19 protein-coding genes and 2 pseudogenes are annotated in these 18306 nt (G+C 56.4%); 9 read left to right on the plus strand and 12 right to left on the minus strand.

Going from position 1 to position 18306, the window contains the following annotated elements; all coding sequences use genetic code 11:
• Positions 1–2: 2 nt before the first annotated feature.
• Genes AO240_RS15405 through AO240_RS15415 form a run of 3 tightly spaced genes read right to left on the minus strand, consistent with a single transcriptional unit; the run spans position 3 to position 2203 of the window.
• On the minus strand, positions 3–329 hold the full coding sequence (locus AO240_RS15405) for a DUF3325 domain-containing protein (protein WP_099237196.1): 327 nt from the start codon (positions 327–329) through the stop codon (positions 3–5).
• Entirely contained in the window at positions 330–1904 is a 1575-nt protein-coding gene (locus AO240_RS15410) for a PepSY domain-containing protein (RefSeq protein WP_099237197.1), read from the minus strand.
• Positions 1901–2203 carry a DUF3649 domain-containing protein gene (locus AO240_RS15415; protein WP_099237198.1) on the minus strand — a complete coding sequence of 101 codons (303 nt, stop codon included), beginning with the start codon at positions 2201–2203 and terminating at the stop codon, positions 1901–1903. The genes AO240_RS15410 and AO240_RS15415 overlap by 4 nt, the downstream gene beginning before the upstream one ends.
• Positions 2204–2386: 183 nt before the next feature.
• On the opposite strand from AO240_RS15415, the gene AO240_RS15420 reads away from it, so the two are divergent.
• The 3 genes from AO240_RS15420 to fecA all read left to right on the plus strand — a co-directional run bounded on the left by AO240_RS15420 (position 2387) and on the right by fecA (position 6246).
• Positions 2387–2875, plus strand: coding sequence for a sigma-70 family RNA polymerase sigma factor (locus AO240_RS15420; RefSeq protein WP_099237240.1), 489 nt, complete (start codon positions 2387–2389; stop codon positions 2873–2875).
• Positions 2872–3810, plus strand: a complete 939-nt coding sequence (locus tag AO240_RS15425; RefSeq protein WP_099237199.1) for a FecR domain-containing protein — start codon at positions 2872–2874, stop codon at positions 3808–3810. Before AO240_RS15420 ends, AO240_RS15425 begins: the two co-directional genes overlap by 4 nt.
• Before the next feature lie 99 nt (positions 3811–3909).
• A complete protein-coding gene (gene fecA, locus AO240_RS15430) occupies positions 3910–6246 on the plus strand; it encodes a TonB-dependent Fe(3+) dicitrate receptor FecA (RefSeq protein WP_099237200.1) in 2337 nt (778 codons plus the stop codon).
• Positions 6247–6329: 83 nt separating this feature from the next.
• Here the strand turns inward: fecA and AO240_RS15435 are convergent, their stop codons facing one another.
• Entirely contained in the window at positions 6330–6743 is a 414-nt protein-coding gene (locus AO240_RS15435; protein WP_058411969.1) for an HPF/RaiA family ribosome-associated protein, read from the minus strand.
• Positions 6744–6939: 196 nt separating this feature from the next.
• Positions 6940–7902, minus strand: a complete 963-nt coding sequence (locus tag AO240_RS15440; protein ID WP_099237201.1) for a LysR substrate-binding domain-containing protein — start codon at positions 7900–7902, stop codon at positions 6940–6942.
• Positions 7903–8039: 137 nt separating this feature from the next.
• Here AO240_RS15440 and AO240_RS15445 point away from each other — a divergent pair, with 137 nt between their 5' ends.
• Both AO240_RS15445 and AO240_RS15450 read left to right on the plus strand, forming a co-directional pair.
• Positions 8040–9416: an L-serine ammonia-lyase gene (locus tag AO240_RS15445; RefSeq protein ID WP_099237202.1), complete on the plus strand. Its 1377-nt coding sequence runs from the start codon at positions 8040–8042 to the stop codon at positions 9414–9416.
• A 335-nt stretch (positions 9417–9751) separates the two neighbouring features.
• Positions 9752–10069 carry a DUF3509 domain-containing protein gene (locus AO240_RS15450; RefSeq protein WP_058411972.1) on the plus strand — a complete coding sequence of 106 codons (318 nt, stop codon included), beginning with the start codon at positions 9752–9754 and terminating at the stop codon, positions 10067–10069.
• Here the strand turns inward: AO240_RS15450 and AO240_RS15455 are convergent.
• Positions 10066–10317, minus strand: a pseudogene (locus AO240_RS15455) (phosphate-starvation-inducible PsiE family protein); the annotation flags it as partial. The gene AO240_RS15450 and the pseudogene AO240_RS15455 sit on opposite strands and share 4 nt — an antisense overlap.
• Positions 10318–10597: 280 nt before the next feature.
• Between AO240_RS15455 and AO240_RS28985 the strand changes: the two are divergent.
• The gene (locus tag AO240_RS28985; protein ID WP_256585961.1) at positions 10598–10924 is read left to right on the plus strand and encodes a hypothetical protein; all 327 of its coding nucleotides are present in this window, start codon (positions 10598–10600) and stop codon (positions 10922–10924) included.
• Positions 10921–11328, plus strand: a complete 408-nt coding sequence (locus AO240_RS28990; RefSeq protein WP_256585962.1) for a GIY-YIG nuclease family protein — start codon at positions 10921–10923, stop codon at positions 11326–11328. Before AO240_RS28985 ends, AO240_RS28990 begins: the two co-directional genes overlap by 4 nt.
• A 175-nt stretch (positions 11329–11503) precedes the next feature.
• Here the strand turns inward: AO240_RS28990 and AO240_RS15465 are convergent, their stop codons facing one another.
• The 5 genes and pseudogenes from AO240_RS15465 to AO240_RS15485 all read right to left on the minus strand — a co-directional run bounded on the left by AO240_RS15465 (position 11504) and on the right by AO240_RS15485 (position 15536).
• Positions 11504–12076 (minus strand): SHOCT domain-containing protein, encoded by a 573-nt coding sequence (locus tag AO240_RS15465; protein WP_099237204.1) that lies wholly within the window; start codon positions 12074–12076, stop codon positions 11504–11506.
• A 74-nt stretch (positions 12077–12150) separates the two neighbouring features.
• Positions 12151–12600 (minus strand): phosphate-starvation-inducible protein PsiE, encoded by a 450-nt coding sequence (locus AO240_RS15470; RefSeq protein WP_099237205.1) that lies wholly within the window; start codon positions 12598–12600, stop codon positions 12151–12153.
• A gap of 67 nt (positions 12601–12667) precedes the next feature.
• Positions 12668–14344, minus strand: coding sequence for a trypsin-like peptidase domain-containing protein (locus AO240_RS15475; RefSeq protein WP_143505387.1), 1677 nt, complete (start codon positions 14342–14344; stop codon positions 12668–12670).
• A 353-nt stretch (positions 14345–14697) separates the two neighbouring features.
• Positions 14698–14940, minus strand: a pseudogene (locus AO240_RS15480) (phosphate-starvation-inducible PsiE family protein); the annotation flags it as partial.
• A 350-nt stretch (positions 14941–15290) separates the two neighbouring features.
• Positions 15291–15536 carry a DUF6124 family protein gene (locus AO240_RS15485; protein WP_099237208.1) on the minus strand — a complete coding sequence of 82 codons (246 nt, stop codon included), beginning with the start codon at positions 15534–15536 and terminating at the stop codon, positions 15291–15293.
• Positions 15537–15958: 422 nt separating this feature from the next.
• Here AO240_RS15485 and AO240_RS15490 point away from each other — a divergent pair, with 422 nt between their 5' ends.
• Positions 15959–16219, plus strand: a complete 261-nt coding sequence (locus tag AO240_RS15490) for a YebG family protein (RefSeq protein WP_003171979.1) — start codon at positions 15959–15961, stop codon at positions 16217–16219.
• Positions 16220–16273: 54 nt separating this feature from the next.
• On the opposite strand, the gene AO240_RS15495 is transcribed toward AO240_RS15490, so the two are convergent.
• Positions 16274–17293 carry a Glu/Leu/Phe/Val dehydrogenase dimerization domain-containing protein gene (locus tag AO240_RS15495; protein ID WP_099237209.1) on the minus strand — a complete coding sequence of 340 codons (1020 nt, stop codon included), beginning with the start codon at positions 17291–17293 and terminating at the stop codon, positions 16274–16276.
• Between the two features lie 187 nt (positions 17294–17480).
• On the opposite strand from AO240_RS15495, the gene AO240_RS15500 reads away from it, so the two are divergent.
• The gene (locus tag AO240_RS15500; protein WP_099237210.1) at positions 17481–18284 is read left to right on the plus strand and encodes a SirB1 family protein; all 804 of its coding nucleotides are present in this window, start codon (positions 17481–17483) and stop codon (positions 18282–18284) included.
• Positions 18285–18306 lie beyond the last annotated feature (22 nt).

Below are 18306 nucleotides of genomic sequence, written 5' to 3' on the forward strand. Positions count from 1 at the left end.
GCTCAGAATAAGGCGAACGCCGCAACAGGGCTGGCCAGCAGGCCAACGCCAGCCAGCATCAAGGCCAACCTTGGCCGATACGGCAACAGCAACACCAGCAGCAGTGCGCTGAACATCAATACCGCGCACCACTCCACCAAGCCCTGGCCCCAGCCGGAGGCCGCCACCGCAGGCACAATCGACAGTAGCAACAGCGACCAACCGGCCACGCGTAACGCCAAGCGCCTGCGAGGCAATAACCTGCGGTGCAGCAACTCGCCGTGATGGCGGTCGGTGGACAGGCACAGCGCGGTAAACCCGGCGTAGCACATCAGCAGTGCGAGCAGCATTCAGTTCGCCTCTTGCTTGAGCGGCAATGCCCGCGCGCGCTCGGCCTTGGGTTGCGGCGCCGCGCGGTGCTGCATTTTCCAGGCGGCCCAGCCAAGGAACACGCCGCTGGCCAGGCAGGTCAGGTCAAAACCGGCCATGGCCCAGTCGCCCCTGGCCACGGACAAGCTCAAGTGGTGTGAGGTGGTCAACGCATTGAGCAGCGGAATCGACACAAACAACAGCGCGCCGAGGCTCAGTTGCTCCACCCAACCCCGGCGACCTCGACGCAGCACCGCGTGCAACAGGCTAAGGCCCCAGGCCGTGAAGAACGCCTGCACTTCCCAGCCGGAGCGCTCGGCGAAACTCACCGGCAACAGTCGGTTGGCCCAGAAAAACGCCGCGATGGCGATCATCAGCCCAGTCATGCTGGCCATATTCAGCACTTCCACCAGCCGCAACTCGAACGGCATCACGTTGGTTTTAGCGTGCTTGAGCTGGCGCTTGCCGAGCCAGATCACCAAGCCCGTACCGATCATCGCCGTGCCCGCCAGGCCACAGATAAAGTACAGCCAGCGCAGCACCGGGCCAGCGAAATGGCCCATGTGCAGGCCATAAAAACTGCCGCCGATGGCCGACGCCAGCGATTGCTCGCCGCTCACTCGCAGCAACTCGCCGGTGGTGCCGTTGAACGACACGGTGCTGCCAAAATCATTCACCACGCGGTCGGAACCTGCGCGAAGCACATTCACCGAGGCGTTCACATCACTCGGGTTATTCACCACCAGACGGCCAACATGCCCGCCCGCCCACTGCTCGCGCGCTTGCTGGTACATCGGCAACAACGGCAGCAATTTACCCGGCTGGCCCAGCGCTGGCGCGTTGTTGGTAGCGGGGAACACTTCATTGAAAAACGCCCGACTGTCGCCGCCGTAGGAAGCAAGGATCGGTGCCGGCATCACCATGCTCATGAAGATCACCAGGCTGCTGTAGGTGATCATCAAGTGGAACGGCAGCACCAGCACGCCCACCGCGTTATGCCCGTCCAGCCAGGAACGCTGGCCTTTGCGCGGGCGGAAGGTGAAGAAGTCCTTGAAGATTTTCTTGTGGGTGATGATGCCGGTGATCAGCGCGACAAACATCACCATCGCGGCGATGGTCGACAGCCAGCGGCCCCATGGGTGAGGCATTTGCAACTGGAAGTGAAAACGGTAGAAAAATTCGCCGCCCTTGCTGTCGCGGGCCTGGACCGGTTGAGCGGTGACCGGGTCGAGGACTTTTTCAACGAAGTCGCCGCGCTTGCCGGGGTCGACCTTGTCTTGCCACATCACCGAAAGGCCTGGGTTGCGGCTGTCCGGCAGGCTGATAAACCAGCGCGCAGCGTTAGGCGCCTGTTGCTGCAAATAGGTTTGGGCGGCGGCGAGGCTGCGGGCATCGTCCAACGGATACGCCTGCACCTCGGGCTGCATCCAGTGGGTAATTTCATCCTTGAAATAGGACAAAGTACCGGTCAGGAAAATCGCAAACAGCAGCCAGCCAAAAATCAAACCGGCCCAGGTGTGCAACCAGGCCATGGCCTGACGAAAGCCCTCTTTCATGTGCGTGCCATCCACAAGCCCACGCCCGCCAGGGTCGCAAACAGTGCACAGGGCAGCATCACGCCCAGCCAGGCGCGCAACGCCGTGCGGCAGGCGAAGCACCAAAGTATGGCCAGCAGATAGAACACAAACGAACTCATCATGCCGGTGACCACCGCGTCTGCGCGGGCGACCGGCAGCCACAGCGCCAGGCAAATGCTCGCCAGAGCAGCCATCAAATAGCCGCCCACCACGGCAGCCAGTACGCGTGACGTAACGGCCAGACGGTAGGTAACGGGCAGTGAGCTTTTGCTTTTCATGCGGGAGGCGCCAGGTTCGTCAGCGCGCAATATTAATGATAAATATTCTCATAAGCAAAAGAGAACGGATGAATCACCGCCAAAGCGCGATTGCCGAACCTGGCCATGCACCCTACAATGCGAACAGTTCTTGTTCTCTAAAACCTGCCGATGCTCGCCTGCATGTGGCGAAGGGTGATCGCGTTGCAGCCGTCCAACACTGTCGAAGTCTTGTACCACGACCATCACCACTGGCTCACCGGCTGGTTGCGACGCAAGCTCGGCTGCCCGGAAAGCGCGGCCGACCTGGCCCAGGACACCTTTATACGGGTGCTTAGCGCACGCGAAACGCCAACGCTGATCGAACCCCGCGCCTTTCTCACCACCGTGGCCAAGCGCGTACTGTGCAACTTTTACCGTCGCCAGGACCTCGAGCGCGCCTACCTCGATGCCTTGGCGCAATGCCCTGAACACGTGGCGCCGTCGGAAGAAGAACGCGCGATTATCCTGCAAACCCTGCTGGAGCTCGACCAACTGCTCGACGGCCTGCCCGCTCTGGTCAAGCGCGCGTTCCTGCTGGCCCAGCTCGACGGCCTTACTTACGCGCAAATTGGCTGTGAGCTGGGCATCTCCATCGCCACCGTCAAACGCCACCTGAATAAAGCCGCCATGCGCTGTTACTTCGCCTTATGAATTTTTCTACGCAGGTGGCCGAGCAAGCCGTGCATTGGCTGATGGAAATGCAGCAAGGCGCGCTCAACCCGCGCCAGCAAGCGGCCTGGCAACAATGGCTGGCAGCGCACAGCGAACATCAACGCGCGTGGGACCACATACAACGCGTCAACCAGCGCCTGCGTGGCATGCCTTCGCCACTGGCGCATGCGGCCTTGAATGCGCCGACATCACGCAGCCGGCGCCAGGCGCTCAAGCTGATGCTGATTCTCGCCGGTTCTGCCGCAGCCTGGAGCCTGCGCCAGCAGCATATATTGCCGCCGCTGACCGCCGACTACCGCAGCCCCATCGGCGAGCGCCGCAAGGTGCAATTGGCCGATGGCAGCCAATTGCAGCTCAACACCGGCAGCGCAGTGGACGTGCATTTTGATGGCGTCGCGCGGGTTATCCGCCTGCTGGAAGGCGAGATATTGCTGACCAGCCGCGCCGGCACTGCGCCGCTGCAGGTGCTGACCGGCCAAGGCCTGCTCAGTAGCCAAGCGGCTCGGCTGAATGTGCGCCAGTTCAATGACCACACCCAATTGGCGGTTTTCGACGGCCACGTCGAGGTGATGCCCAACAGCTACAGCGGCCTGCCGCTGAACGTCGAGGCCGCGCGCCAGGTCAATTTCACCCGCAAGGGCTGGGACACGCCGCGCCCTACCGACGCCAACAGCGGTGCGTGGGGCGACGGCATGCTGGTGGCTGCGCACATGCGCCTGGAGGATTTTCTGGCGGAGTTGGGCCGCTACCGTCGCGGGCAGCTTAACTGCGACCCGCAAGTGGCCAACCTGCTGCTGTCCGGCAGTTACCCGTTGGACGACAGCGAACGTATTCTCGACCTGTTGGAGGTCAGCCTGCCGGTTCACGTGCGGCGTTTTACCCGCTATTGGGTGACCGTGCAGGCACGCGCGTAATTTTTTTCGATTTTATTCAAATACTCTGAGCCGTTTTCCACACCTCGCGTGACAGAGAAGGAAAGCCACCTTGATCCTTCCTTCTCAGGACCGCCCTTAATGCCCCAGCAACCGACCCTTCTCGCCCGCACCTTGCGCCAACTGCTACTCGGCGCCAGCCTCAGCCTCAGCGTGCTGCCGCCGGTAATGGCGGCCGATGCCAAGCCGTATCACATCGCCCCGGCGTCGCTGGAAGCCGCCCTTAATCAATTCGGGCGCGAGTCGGGGGTGTTGATTTCGTTCGGCTCAGAGGTCACGGCCGGCCTGCAGAGCCGTGGTTTGTCGGGCAATTTCAGCACCGCTGAAGGGCTGCAAAAACTCCTTGAAGGCACCGGCCTGCAAGCGCGCGCCGAGGGCGGCAACGCCTACAGCGTGCAACCGGCCAGCGCGCCCGCCACCCTTGAGCTGCAAACCTCCAGCGTGGTCGGCGACTGGCTCGGCGACGCGGCGCAAACCAACGTGTTCGAACACGCCGGCGCGCGTGACGTGATCCGCCGCGAGGAATTCGAGCGCCAGGGCGCCACTCAAGCCCGCGACGTGCTCAACCGCATCCCCGGCGTCAACGCACCGGACAACAACGGCACCGGCAGCCATGACATGGCGCTGAACTTCGGTATTCGCGGGCTCAACCCACGCCTGGCGTCGCGCTCCACCGTGCTGATGGACGGCATCCCGGTGCCGTTTGCGCCGTATGGTCAACCGCAACTGTCCTTCGCGCCGATCAGCATGGGCAACATGGACGCCGTGGACGTGGTGCGCGGCGGCGGCGCGGTGCGCTACGGCCCGCAAAACGTCGGCGGCATCGTCAACTTCGTGACCCGCGCAATCCCGGATGCGCCAACGGTCAAAGGCGGTTTGCAGACTGAAACCAGCCCATCTTCCAGCCACGACGGCTTCAAAACCACCGGCAACCTGCTGGCCGGCGGCACTGCTGACAACGGCCTCGGCGGCGCGATCCTGTATTCCGGCACGCGTGGCGGCGACTGGCGCGAAAACAGCAACACGCGTATCGACGACCTGATCCTCAAGGGCAAATACCAACTGGACGACGCCAACAGCTTCAATGCCATGGCGCAGTACTACGAAGGCCAGGCCGATATGCCGGGCGGCTTGAACGTCAAGGACTATAAGGCTGATCCGTACCAGTCGACCCGCCCCTACGACAAATTCTGGGGCCGCCGTACGATGTTCAACGCCGGTTACCGCTACCAGGAAGACCGCCGCGAATTCACCGCCAACACCTTCTTCACCACCACCTTGCGTAATGGCTACCTGGACCAGGGCAACTTCCTCTCGCTGTCGCCACGCGAGTACTGGGTACGCGGCCTGGAAACCCGCTTTGCGCAAGGCTTCGACCTCGGCCCGAGCAGCCATGAAGTCGGCATCGGCTACCGCTACATCAACGAAGCCGGCCACGAATTGCGCTACCGCACGCCGATCACCGCCAACCAGCAAATGCCCGACACCAATAGCCGCAACGACCGCGACACGCGTGGCGCCACCGAGGCCAATGCGTTTTTCGTCGACGACCGCATTGATATTGGCAAGTGGACCATCACCCCGGGCGTGCGCTACGAGATGATCGAGTCGCAGCAGACCAACAACCTGACCAACGTGAAGTACAAGGGCGACTACAACACCGCGCTGCCGGCATTGAACGTGCTCTACCACCTCACCGCAGACTGGAACCTTTACGCCAACACCGAAGGCTCGTTCGGCAGCGTGCAGTACAGCCAGATGCCAAACCGCGTGACCAGCGGCGAAGTCAAACCGGAAAAGGCGCGCACCTGGGAACTCGGCACGCGCTATGACAACGGCACGTTACGCGCGGAGATCGGCGCGTTCCTGATCAACTTCGACAACCAGTACGACAGCAACCAGACCAACGATTCGGTGATCGCGCGTGGCGAAACGCGCCACCAAGGCATCGAGTCGAGCATCAACTATGCGCTCGACGGGTTGAGCCCGGCGCTGGCAGGTTTTGATGTGTACGCCACCTACGCCTACGTCGATGCGACCATCCGCGAAGACGGCGCGAACAAAGGCAACCGCGTGCCCTTCTCGTCCAAGCACAAAGGCACCTTGGGCGTCGGTTACACCGAAGGCCGCTGGAAGCTCAACCTGGACAGCAGCTACCAGAGCAGCCAGTTCGCCGACAACGCCAACACCCAGGCCGAAAGTGCTGACGGCAGCACCGGGCGCATCCCCGGTTACATGCTGTTCAGCAGCCGCGCGGCGTATGACTTCGGCCCACAGCTGTCGGACTTGAACGTGGCGGTCGGTGTGAAAAACATCCTCAACAAGCAGTACTACACGCGCTCGTTCGACGACAACAACAAAGGCAAGTACGTAGGCGAGCCGCGCACGGTGTACGTGCAAACCTCCATCGCGTTCTAACCGCGCGTCACGCTTTTGGTCGACATAACAAAAACGGGCCTGCAATTGCAGGCCCGTTTTTGTAGGGATCAAAGAACTGTCAGCTATCCGTTGTTAAACACGGCGCGTTCTTTTTCCAGAAACTCCTGTTCAAGCTCATCTTCGTTGACTTTGATGGTCGGCTGGGTTTTCCCGGCAGCGCGCGGCTTGCCTTGCAGTTTGCCAAACAGATGTTCCAGAGCATGGTCGAGCTTGTTGGCAGCGCCGTCGATCGCCTGTTCAAGCGTATCGGCCTTGTGCAGCACAGAGACCGGCTGATGGCCCTTTGGCCGTGCTTCCAGGCGGCAGCTTAAATCGTGAGGACCGGGCTTGTCGCCGTTCTCATCTTTCAGGTAGACCTCAACCCGGGTCAGGTCTTCTTCATAACGTTCGAGCGTGCTCTCAATGGTAGTACGTACCCACTCCTCCAGTCGGATGCTGCTTTCAATATGGTTATCGCTATTGACTTGGATTTGCATAGTTCTTCCCTTATTTCAGCTAGCTCGCGAGAGGCCACAACTGCAACACCGGTACGGTGTAACGATGACCTCTTGATTACACAATTGAGCACTCGGAAGAACATTTCAAGCCCTTTGCAAAGATAAATCCCACTTTACAAATTAAGTCTGACGAGGAGCAAAAACGCTGTTAGGGTGGGGAGTTAGTTACATCTGCTTACGCCAAACGATCCGTATAAGTGCCCTCTCCCAACGGGTGCAAAACGCGAAAAGCCCCCGCTTCCTCCACCAGCCAGTCATGCACCGCGCGCACGCCCGGATGGTTCAACGCACCTGGCGCATACAGCAACACGTAACGTTTGTGGTTCGGCACGGCGAGGCCAAACGGCACGATCAAGGTGCCGCGCTCCAGCTCATCGTTAAGCAAGGTGCGCCGCGCGATGGCCACGCCCATGCCGGCGATGGCGGCCTCGATGGTCAGGTGGTTGCGATTGAAGGTATGCCCGCGCCGTACATCAGCGCCGTGGTAGCCGATGGCATTCAGGTAGAACTCCCACTCGGCGTACTCATAACTCCCACGCCAGGCAGTGATGTCATGCAACAGCGGAAAATGCACCAGGTCGGCCGGGCCATGCAGCGGTGGTCGACCGCGCAGCAAACTGGGGGCGCACACCGGAAAAATCTGCTCATCAAGCAAGGCTGTGGATAACAGGCCGGGGTAACTGCCGTCATTCAAGTCGATGGCCAAGTCAAAATCGCCCTCGTGCAGGGCAACGCTGCTGTCCTCGGCCACCAGGCGCAGCTGGATGTCCGGGAAACGTTGTTGCAAGCGCGGCAAACGCGGGGTCAGCCACTTGCCGAGGAACGAGGGAATCGAGCGCAGGCGCAACGTGCCGCTGATCATGCCCGCGTCCAACCGCTGCAACTCGGCATCAATACTGCCGTAGGCCTCCCCCACGGTCGCGGCCAGGCGCTGCCCTTCGGCACTCAGTTCCACGCCGCGCGCGCGCCGGTGAAACAGCCGAAAGCCCAAACGTTCCTCCAACTGGCGAATTTGCTGGCTCACCGCCCCCGGCGTGATGTGCAGCTCTTCAGCGCAGCGGGTGAACGACAAATGCCGCGCCGCACAGGAAAAAACGTGCAGCCAGACATACGTTTGAGCATGCATAGGGCGAGCCATAGTGTTTAGTCCTGCTAAAGGGTGTCTTAGGATAATTCGTTGGTCAGTGCCAATCCAGAGGATCAGTATCGCGCTAATCCCGCCTGCGCTACAAAACATGGCAGCGAATTCTTTTGCATTGCTCGTAAGGCTTAAGCATGGCTATCAGCGTTTTCGATCTATTCAAAGTCGGCATCGGCCCCTCCAGCTCGCACACCGTTGGCCCCATGCGCGCGGCGGCGACCTTTGCCCACGCGCTGGCAGGCCAACAACTGCTGAGCGCCACGCGCCGTGTCGAAGTGCGCCTGTACGGCTCGCTGTCTGCCACCGGCATCGGCCATGCTACTGACCGCGCCTGCGTGATGGGCCTGATGGGCGAATGGCCGGATCAAGTCGATCCCGCCTCGATAAACACGCGTATCCAGCAACTGCGCGAATCCGGCAGGCTGCTACTCGCCGGCAAACAGGAAATTGCCTTCAACTGGCGCACCGACCTCCTGCTGCTGGACGAAAGCCTGCCCTACCACCCCAACGCCATGTCCCTGCACGCGTATGGCGACAACGGCCTGCTCAGTGAGCAAACCTACTACTCGGTAGGCGGTGGTTTTATCATCGAAGCTGAAGAAGCCGCCTCCGGCATCGCGCCTGCCAGTGACGTGGTGTTGCCCTACGACTTTTCCAGCGCCGTCGAGCTGTTGGCCCTGTGCAATGAGCACGGCCTGCGGGTTTCCGAATTGATGCTGGCCAATGAGCGCGCTTGGCGCAGCGATGCAGAGATCCGCAGTGGCCTGCTGCATATCTGGTCGGTAATGCGCGAATGTGTCGAGCAGGGCTTGCGCCATGAAGGCATCTTGCCGGGCGGGCTGGACGTGCCACGCCGCGCGGCGAAGTTGCACCGTGCCTTGCTCGAAATCGGCAAACCGAATGTCATCACCTCAACCTTGTCGGCGATGGAATGGGTCAACCTGTTCGCCCTCGCCGTCAACGAAGAAAACGCCGCCGGCGGGCGCATGGTCACCGCGCCGACCAATGGCGCGGCGGGCATCATCCCGGCGGTGCTGCATTACTACATGAAGTTCAACCCCGACGCGTCAGATGACGACGTGGTGAATTTTTTCCTGGCCGCTGCGGCGGTCGGCATTCTCTGCAAGAAAAACGCCTCCATCTCGGGTGCCGAAGTCGGGTGCCAGGGCGAAGTCGGCTCGGCCTGCGCGATGGCCGCCGCCGGCCTCGCCGACATTCTCGGCGCGACCCCGGAGCAACTGGAAAACGCCGCCGAAATCGGCCTGGAACACAACCTCGGCCTGACCTGCGACCCGGTCGGCGGCCTGGTGCAAGTGCCCTGCATCGAGCGCAATGCGATCGCTGCGGTCAAGGCGATCAACGCCACGCAAATGGCCCTGCGCGGCGACGGCAAACACTTTATCTCCCTCGACCGGGTCATTCGCACCATGCGCGATACCGGCGCCGACATGCACGACAAATACAAGGAAACCTCACGCGGCGGCCTCGCAGTCAATTGGGTCGAGTGCTGACTGCGCTGTCTGCGATCGTTTTTGCGCGACTGCCCTGAAACAGGTCACCCGCCTCAAGCGCACTGCAAAAAAATGTGGGAGGGGCTCGCTCCCGATAGCGGTGGTTCAGCCAATAAATACTCGGCTGAACCACCGCCATCGGCAGCAAGCCACCTCCCACAGTGGTTTATCGCTGACTGAAAATAGCTGTACGGCACGCACCTTGCTGTACAGCCTTTGAGGGAAAACGGACCTTGTGAAACCTCAGCGATGGAGTGGCCGGCGGTCAGGCAACGCGAACTAAACCCGACACCGGTCGTCAATGACTGCATGTTCTTATCAGGCGGTAACGCACCATGGACAATCCTTTTCAGATCATCACCGACACCTTCACGCCCAATTACCGAGTCAACCTGAGCATCCAGCGGCTGGATGGCAGCATCATGCTCACCCTCTCCAACGAGGAGGGCGTGGTCGCCAAACGCATGATCAGCGCCGAACAACGCAACGACCCGCAACGCCTCAAACGCCTGGTACAAAGCATTCAGTTCGGCATCGCCATCGAACACGGCCACAGCGCCATGGAGATTCTGGCGGTAATGACCGACGGCGACAGTCACAAACTCTTGCAACCACCGCCGGCCCGTCCTCTGCCCTTAAGCGCCGGGCTTTAAAGCTCGCCCTTCTCGGTCTCCAGGCTGGCCCCGCCCTTGCGGCGCGGGCCTTCGATCTTCACCGACGGGAAGGCCGACGACGCGTAGCGCACCACCAGAATCGAGAACGCCAACAGCAGAATACCGCCGCACAGGTAGATGATGCCGATGTCGGGCGGGTTGTGGTGGGACACGTTGGAGATCAGCAGGCGGGTTAATGCGGTGATTGCCACGTAGATCAGAAAGCGCACCGGCATGTGGTTGGTCTTGACGATTTAGCCGGGAATTTTTTAAAAAAATATTTAATATTTTTCGCTACCATTAATTTTCCAAAACTACGGAGCAGGTGGAGTCAGAACCGAACCCTAGACCTTGAATTAGGCCCTTGACTTATAGCGCCCTACGTGAAAGAAGATTGACGATTGCCGTTCGTAAAATTGCCAAGGCCAACTATCAATGCTAATGCAGCTTCTCACAAGCGTTCTGCCCACACTCACCTCGAAGAATACGAAAGTCCACTTGGCTCAACATAATGGGTTAGAACACCCTATGGATGTGTACCTAGAAGGTGGTTTTGATAAGTGGCAATCGTGGCAAACCCGTAAGAATTTTGAATGTCAGTACGTCATAGGACTGGTGGAGCTACCCGGCACGAAGAGGTGGCTGCTAGCTGGCGTTTACGACTCGCTGAAAGCCTGCGAAATGAAGGGTGTGAAGGAAAATCGTGAATACGTGTATGACTACCGCAGAGTGCGAGAATTCGCTGAGCTTGATGGACGCTTGATTCTCGACTACACCAAACCACGGGCTAATTATCTCTATCTCGAAACGTGCCTTAAAGCATGGTGGTTTCCTCGATTCTTGAAAAACCAATGACAGTCAGCAAATTCCCCGGATTCAAAGAAGTAGACGTTAGCCATCGAGAACTGAAAATTATCGTAAGCCAAAGTATTGAATCTTGGCGAACGGCGCTATCGAGCGTGGCAGGTGTGTATCTCATTTCAGACAGAACAGATGGTGAACACCAGCTTTATGTGGGCTCTGCCACCGGCACCGGAGGATTGTGGGATAGATGGGTCACGTACTCGAAAAATGGACACGGTGAAAACAAACGCATTCGTGAACTTCACAAAAAGCGAGGTGAAAATTTTGCCGAAAATTTCAGATTCAGCATTTTAGAAATTGCCGACAAGCAGACCGGCACGGAAGAAATAATGCTCAAAGAAATTCATTGGAAGCGAAGACGATTGACTAGGGATAGTGGATTGAACGGAAACTGAACCATTTAAAAGCCTTACTTATTTTGGATAGCGTTAAGAAAACCCATCCCGAACTAAACCCAATCCAGAAAACAGAAAACACTCGCAAATGAAATATTTAAATAGATAATCTTTAAGGATTCTTTAGCTAACACACCTAGAAACCCACCAGGCAGGCGGGTTTTAGCTGCTTTATTCACTCTCTATGCAGAAGTTTCTTTCGAGCGTCATTAAATTCTTGTTCAGAGATATGCCCATCCTCTTTCAACTTCGCCCATTTTATCAGCTCATCCGCGACAGAGAAAGATTTCAGGCGCTCTCCTTTGATGATGTCTATTTCAGCCTCTTGACTTTTAGCCTTACTAGAAAATACACCATTTAACTCAACCCATTCCTTATGTGCAACAAGTGGCTCGAAAAGAAGCTTTGTCAGTGCGAATTTATATCCAAATATAATCGCACCAATGATAGAAAAATTGACCATCAGGTGAGCTTGGTCACGGCTGTCGTATGAACCAGACTTATCCCAAGTTATGGCATTCCATGCAACGACACCAGCGCAAATTAAAAAACCAATCCACATGTATATTGCCGCACCACGAACAGCCATATCGACATATGAAAAGTCTTTCGTCCTACGGAGCATGACAAAGCCTATTATCAAAAACAAAACAGGAAGTACACCCACGAAAAATAGCGTAGGAATCATGAGAAGGATAAACAACAAAATCTTACCGTGTTCAGCGCTTGATAGCGGCGTATTACTCATTGAAAACTCCCTATTAGTGAACCACGAATCGCGAGAACCAATATCAATTTAAAAATACTGGCGTAATTATGGAATCAGCTTTCAGACTTATCCTTAACGGAAGGATATTTCGAAGATGAATATCTAACCACAAGAATCGACAAGGCCAGAAGCAACACTCCGCCACACACATAAATAATCCCCATATCTGGCGCATTATGATGTGAAACGTCGCTAATCAAAAGCCTAATCAAAGCCGTTACGCCAATATAAAGAAGAAAACGCAAAGGCATGTGATTTGTACGAAAATAAATGCCGCTCATGGCTAACAACTCAAGGAAAATGAAAAGCAGCAAAATATCATCGACCGAGATTTTCGGCTGTTGCAGCATCCCTACAAACGTAGAAATTCCCGCGTAAACCGTCACTGCCCCGATTCCAAAAAGTGCTAGGTAATGAAACGCCTCTACAAGCAGATTACCCAACGAATCAGCCCCACTATGAAGGCTCTTGCGCAGCCGTTCAGCCCATTTAATATCTGTCATGAAATCATTGCCTTGTGCAAACAAAAATTATCAAAATTTTATTTATCATTTAAAATGTTAAGTAAACTCATACAAGAACTTTTTCATTGCCGGCTTTCAACAACTCTTGCATTACCTTCTTCAATTCCGAAATGCAGACAAAGCGGCTATGGTCATTGAAGCCGTCACCATCATTCCCACTAGTAACAACCCCAATCAAGTCACCATCCTCATTTAGAGCTGGCCCTCCGCTGTTGCCAGAGTAAAGCTCCTTATCTATTTGGCAAAACGTCACAGCAGATATAGCAAATTTATTACGAACGGATGCTTTTTGGCGCCCTACATGGGTAGCACCAAGTTTATCATTGGGAAATCCTAAAATATCCACCCCATCGCCAATATCGGCAATGGTTTCAGACATATCAAAGTACGGCAAAATCGCCAAAGCAGGCTCTACAATTTTTAAAACAGCCAAATCCCTATTGTCGTCACAGACAATGACGGAAGCCTTATATACTTCTCCGCGTTTCGACACGCGACACAAACTTATATCTTTAGCGATGCCCCCTTTCAGCTTGACTACATGCGCACAGGTTATTATGTAACCTCCTTTTATTGCGAAACCCGTTCCTTGAGAACAGTCAAACTCTTCAGGAGTGGATAACTCTGACTCTATTACCCAGCACCTTTCATCATACCACTTACTATATCGCCTAGACTCAAGACCACGGACACTTTTAGATTTACCCAGAGGAACCTTGTAATCTATCTCCAAAAGATTAAATTTCTTTGCCAGCCGCTTATATACAATGCTATCCACGGTGACAACTTGCTTAATAAACAGCAAGCGACCTTGGAGATGCGCATCTAACATTACGGAAGAATCTTTTACTTTACTCTTAAATTTTTCTCGAGCGAGAGTAAGCCCATCAGTTGAAATGGAGTGAATCATTGCACTTGTCTTGCGGATATATTGCCTATCAACATTAACTTTTTTATTTACAACCAGCCCAGTAACTACCTGGCGTTCGTATCGACCTTGCAGCCTAACTTTAGACTCATTTATTTTGAATCCCGACCTTAGAATAATCGACTCCAATGCTTGACCAGTTTGGCTTTGATAATGATTATGTAAACCATCGCTCTTGACTGTCTCTACAATATCTTCCGAAATAAATTGCAGATTGTCGTAAAACGAAAAGCTAATATCATCCGCATATCTGCTATATTCTGCCCTATGCGCCTTGGCCAAACTTAATAGCTGTCGGTCCATAGAGCTACAGACCATATTAGATAAAATAGGAGAGCAAGGTGAGCCTTGCGGCAGGAATCCATGCACGGTCGCTAAATGCGCAATTACAGTCGCCACACTTGGTTGTAAAGCGTAAGGCTTGGCAATTAGCAAACCTCTGATGCGAGCAAATGTAATAGTAGTAAAAAAATCTTCCAAATCAATATTGAGTACAAACTTTTTACGTGTATGGCTTTTGGCGTTAGTAACTATTGACCTGTCTTTTACAAAAGCATTAACCTGTTTTTTGGAAACATACACACCTTCAAGAAGCAATTTTAAACGGCGCTGCAAAGTTTTCAGCCTTTCTTCAGGCGACATTATTTTGCGCTTTCCACCGCTCTTTTTATCTATTTCAAACGTCGAGTAATAGGCAGAAGTATTTGGCTTATAATAAAAATGCTTTATTTTTATATAGCTCGTACCTAACAAGCTAGCAAGTCCATCGACACTCAAAGTCGAGTCTAGTTTCAAAATGCATCCCTCGCCTGCGTTTCACCCTATAGACTCATAGGTATCATCGTAAAGCCAATGGAACCACTGGCTGTTGCTTCTAGCATTGCTGAATCGGGTCGCATTTGAACAACCCAGTTTAATCGTAGGCAAGGGATGCACGGCGAGGCTACCGGTAAGAACCCCCTTACGCAATAGCTGAAAGCCATCATGCGTGCATAGCCGGTGTTGAGCCTGTAACAAAAATTTACCGAGGCGATATCGTATGGCACGGGTTAGCCTTTGAGCTTCGCCTATGCAAGCAAAAACCTAGAAGGCGCAGGGCTTTTGGTCGTTTTTCGTCCGAAATAAAAAATGTTAGTAACGTAGACCTTCGTCTTGAAGTAAATCCCGACCATCGCGCCCAATTCCAGGTAGATGAACAGCAGCAAGATGTCATCGATCTTGATGTGACCGTTCTCCAGCATTCCCAGAAATTCCATCACCGCGGCCCAAGCGGTCACCGCACCAATGGCGAACAGCGCCAGGTAGTGGAAGGTCTCGACGAACAAATTGCCCAGCGACTCAGCCAGCCCATGGACTTGCTGGCGCAGCCTTTCGGCCCAGTTGATTTTCACGATGATGTTTCCTTAGGTCGGCTCGACCGGATAATGCGGGTTGGACGTGACGGTTATTCTGCATGCAGAAAAAAGGCCAGAGGCTGGGAAGTGAGATGATGGCCGCCTGACATGAGACACAAGGCAAACACATAACCTGTGGCGAGGGGGCTTGCTCCCGATGGGCCGCGTAGCGGCCCTGAAACCTGCAACCCGGTTTTACCTGAAAAAACATCATCGCCTGAATTGGGGCCGCTTCGCAGCCCAACGCGAGCAAGCCCGCTCGCCACAAAGGGCGCGCTCGCCACGATAACCTCGCAGGCCTGAACAGGTGTGTAAGCCAGAACAGGCTTGCGAGCGCCGGATTGGCGTCAGGCTGGGGCGACTTGCTCCAGTGCTCGTTCGACAAGCAGGCCGCCCATTTCAACCAACTGGTGAATAGCCAGTACCAGGCTTCGCTGCGGACCTTCAAGGTCAAATGCCAGCGTATTGGCCATTTCACGGGCACTGCTTAAGGTTTCGCTGGCGTTGGCCAGTAGGGTTTCGGTGTCAGCTTCAGGCGTGACACTGAACAACGTGGATTCGTTGGACGGGGGGTTGGGAGAGATTTTTTTCATGGCACAGTTCCTTAGAAATGAAACCATCACCATCTGCCGCCAAGCAGATTAGGTGACGGATTGCACAAGGTTGGCGGACCGGTAAGGAAAGAACCCGGCACCCCGAAGGGTCCCTGCGCAACCCGTCATTACATAAGAATGCAGACGCAAAACGCGACTGCAATTCTTTGGGACGTGTTGCGCTTTCCAACCGGGCCGCCAAGCCCGCTCGCTGCATGTGCAGCGCCCAGGGAAGGTAAGCCACCGGGCAATCCCAGCGCAACCCCGGCAAGTTGTCAGAAATTTCCGTTGTAGCAAACCCCTATTTCCCGGCTACATTAAAAAACTACTATCCAAACCCGGTGGTTTGGCTTACTCTTTTTGCTGTATATAAATACAGTAGTCGCAAAAGACAACTATCGTGAAGGCATGTGAGGTGGTGAATGGCCGTCGAAGTGGTATACCGCAGCAGCCGAGATCTGGAGCGTTTGTTCATGGATAAAGCCGAAGCTGATCGTCATGACAAAATGCTTGAACTCGCTGAGTTGCTGGCAGAAGTGTTGCAAAAAGCCGTGCCGTCGCTGAGCGAGCAGCAGGTGGAAGAAGCCGGTATCTACATGGCGAAGAATCGCGATGTGTTTGCCAAGGCGTTCAAGAGCCAACCGGATGCATTGTCCGAGTTGCTCAACGCTGCGGCGGAGTAAGCCCGAATTGAACAGGCCCTGAATCAACGATTCAGGGCCTTTTTAATGCCTGGCTTATTTGTACAGCAGGCGCTCGGCCAATTCGTCTGCGACGCGTGCGGGTGAGCGTTTTTCGGCTTGGGCGTGGGCGAATATTTCGGTGAGGCGGGTGCCGATGTTCGACAAGTGCGCGGTGATGTCGGCCAGCTCGGCGCCGCCGTGTTTGAGCGCGACGTAGATCAGGCCGCCGGAGTTGATCACGTAGTCCGGGGCGTAGAGGATACCGCGCGCCTCCAACTGGTCGGCCATGTCGAGGTTGCTCAGTTGCGCGCTGGCGGAACCGGCCACGGCCGCGCAGCGCAGTTGGCCGACGCTGTGCCGGTTGAACACGGCGCCGAGGCCGCAGGGCGCGAGGATGTCGCAGGGCGTACTGAGCAAGGCGTCGTTGGCGATGGGGTGGGCGCCAAGTTGTTCCATGGCCAGTTGCACTTTGCCGGGGTCGATGTCGCTGACCAACAGTTCGGCGCCGGCGGCGTGCAGTTGTTCGGCCAATGCATAACCTACATTGCCGAGGCCTTGAACCGCCACGCGCAAGCCTTCGAGGTTGTCGCTGCCCAAGCGCGCCATGGCGGTGGTGCGAATGCCGGTGAACACGCCCATGGCGGCATGCGGCGCGGGGTCGCCGGCGGCGGTGGTGCTGGTGACGAAGCGGGTGTGTTGAGCGATGCAGTCCATGTCGGCCACCGAGGTGCCGCTGTCGATGGCGGTGATGAAGCGGCCGTCGAGCCTTTCGATGCAGCGGCCAAACGCCTCAAACAAGGCCGCGCGGCTTTCGACGTGCACCGGGCGGATGATCACCGCCGTGCCGCCGCCCACCTGCAGGCCGGCCAGCGCGGCTTTGTAGCTCATGCCACGGGCGAGGCGCGCGGCATCGGCCACGGCACTTTCATCGTCGGGGTAGGCGAGATAGCGACAACCGCCCAAGGCTGGGCCCAAGCGGCTGTTATGAATGGCTATCACGGCTTTCAGCCCGGTCACCGGGTCGATGCTCAGGTGCAGCGATTCAAGGCGGTTGCTGTGCATGAGAGCAAACATCGTCAAGCTCCCGGATCACGTCTGTTAGAGGCCAAGTATAGGCTTGCGGTAGAAAACTGCTGAAGCGCGCTGGAATAAGCCGAGCCGATTTTGTGGGACCTGTGACATAAGCAGGTAGGAAATTTATTAAGTCACTGGACGAAAATTCGCAGCAAGGCTAAAACGAGAGCATACGCCGGAGAATGCAATGAATCCCCGCAAAGCTTTTTTCGCCTGCCTGGACCGTTCACCCCCTGCGCTGTTTGAAGCGGCGCTGTGGATTGCTGCCGAGCACGACTCGGACGTGCGGCCGCCGGTGATCCTGCAAGAACTCAGCGTGCTGCAACAACAGCTCAGCACCGGCATGCCGCTGTTGCCGGCAGATGAACTCGGCCAGCCACTGCTGCGACGGATGAACGACCTCGGGTATGCCCAGGACGACTTTAGCCCGCTGCGCCCCGCCGCCGCGTTGCTCGACCAAGTGCTTCAGCGCAAACGCGGGCAACCCCTGGCCATGGGCCTGATCGCGCTGGAGATGGCACGGCGCTTGAACATCCCCATGGTCGGCGTGAACTTTCCGGGGCATTTTTTGCTGCGCGTGCCCGGTGCCGATCATTTGCTCGACCCGTGCGGCGGGCGGCGCCTGTACCCGAATGACTGCCGCGAATTGCTGCACCGTCAGTACGGGCCGAACCTTAAGTTGCACGCCGACCACCTGATTACCGCCGAGCCGCGCTCGATCCTGCAACGCTTGTCTCGCAACCTGCGCCAACTGCACCTCTCCAACGACGCGCCGCTGGCCGCATTGGTCGATGCCGAACGCGTGCTGGAGCTGGGCAATGCCAGCGCCGCCGACTACCTGGCGCGGGCCAGCCTGTACCAACGCCTGGATTGCCCCAGCGCCGAGCGCTTTGATTTGGAGCATGCGTTATTGCTCAGCGAAGACCCGATCCAGCGCCTGCGCCTGACCGAACGGCTGGGCAGCCTGCCGCCTGGCTCGGTCGTGCACTGAAAATACTTGGCTTGCTGTGGCT

Origin of the sequence: Pseudomonas sp. ICMP 460 (assembly GCF_002723595.1) — a bacterium.
Taxonomy (GTDB): Bacteria; Pseudomonadota; Gammaproteobacteria; order Pseudomonadales; family Pseudomonadaceae; genus Aquipseudomonas; species Aquipseudomonas kitaguniensis.

Excerpts from the sequence above, each read along its gene's own strand:
- AO240_RS15405 (WP_099237196.1), bottom strand. The coding sequence starts at position 329 with ATGCTGCTCGCACTGCTGATGTGCTACGCCGGGTTTACCGCGCTGTGC.
- AO240_RS15410 (WP_099237197.1), bottom strand. The coding sequence starts at position 1,904 with ATGAAAGAGGGCTTTCGTCAGGCCATGGCCTGGTTGCACACCTGGGCC.
- AO240_RS15415 (WP_099237198.1), bottom strand. The coding sequence starts at position 2,203 with ATGAAAAGCAAAAGCTCACTGCCCGTTACCTACCGTCTGGCCGTTACG.
- AO240_RS15425 (WP_099237199.1), top strand. The coding sequence starts at position 2,872 with ATGAATTTTTCTACGCAGGTGGCCGAGCAAGCCGTGCATTGGCTGATG.
- fecA (WP_099237200.1), top strand. The coding sequence starts at position 3,910 with ATGCCCCAGCAACCGACCCTTCTCGCCCGCACCTTGCGCCAACTGCTA.
- AO240_RS15435 (WP_058411969.1), bottom strand. The coding sequence starts at position 6,743 with ATGCAAATCCAAGTCAATAGCGATAACCATATTGAAAGCAGCATCCGA.
- AO240_RS15440 (WP_099237201.1), bottom strand. The coding sequence starts at position 7,902 with ATGGCTCGCCCTATGCATGCTCAAACGTATGTCTGGCTGCACGTTTTT.
- AO240_RS15445 (WP_099237202.1), top strand. The coding sequence starts at position 8,040 with ATGGCTATCAGCGTTTTCGATCTATTCAAAGTCGGCATCGGCCCCTCC.
- AO240_RS15450 (WP_058411972.1), top strand. The coding sequence starts at position 9,752 with ATGGACAATCCTTTTCAGATCATCACCGACACCTTCACGCCCAATTAC.
- AO240_RS28985 (WP_256585961.1), top strand. The coding sequence starts at position 10,598 with ATGGATGTGTACCTAGAAGGTGGTTTTGATAAGTGGCAATCGTGGCAA.
- AO240_RS28990 (WP_256585962.1), top strand. The coding sequence starts at position 10,921 with ATGACAGTCAGCAAATTCCCCGGATTCAAAGAAGTAGACGTTAGCCAT.
- AO240_RS15465 (WP_099237204.1), bottom strand. The coding sequence starts at position 12,076 with ATGAGTAATACGCCGCTATCAAGCGCTGAACACGGTAAGATTTTGTTG.
- AO240_RS15470 (WP_099237205.1), bottom strand. The coding sequence starts at position 12,600 with ATGACAGATATTAAATGGGCTGAACGGCTGCGCAAGAGCCTTCATAGT.
- AO240_RS15485 (WP_099237208.1), bottom strand. The coding sequence starts at position 15,536 with ATGAAAAAAATCTCTCCCAACCCCCCGTCCAACGAATCCACGTTGTTC.
- AO240_RS15490 (WP_003171979.1), top strand. The coding sequence starts at position 15,959 with ATGGCCGTCGAAGTGGTATACCGCAGCAGCCGAGATCTGGAGCGTTTG.
- AO240_RS15495 (WP_099237209.1), bottom strand. The coding sequence starts at position 17,293 with ATGTTTGCTCTCATGCACAGCAACCGCCTTGAATCGCTGCACCTGAGC.
- AO240_RS15500 (WP_099237210.1), top strand. The coding sequence starts at position 17,481 with ATGAATCCCCGCAAAGCTTTTTTCGCCTGCCTGGACCGTTCACCCCCT.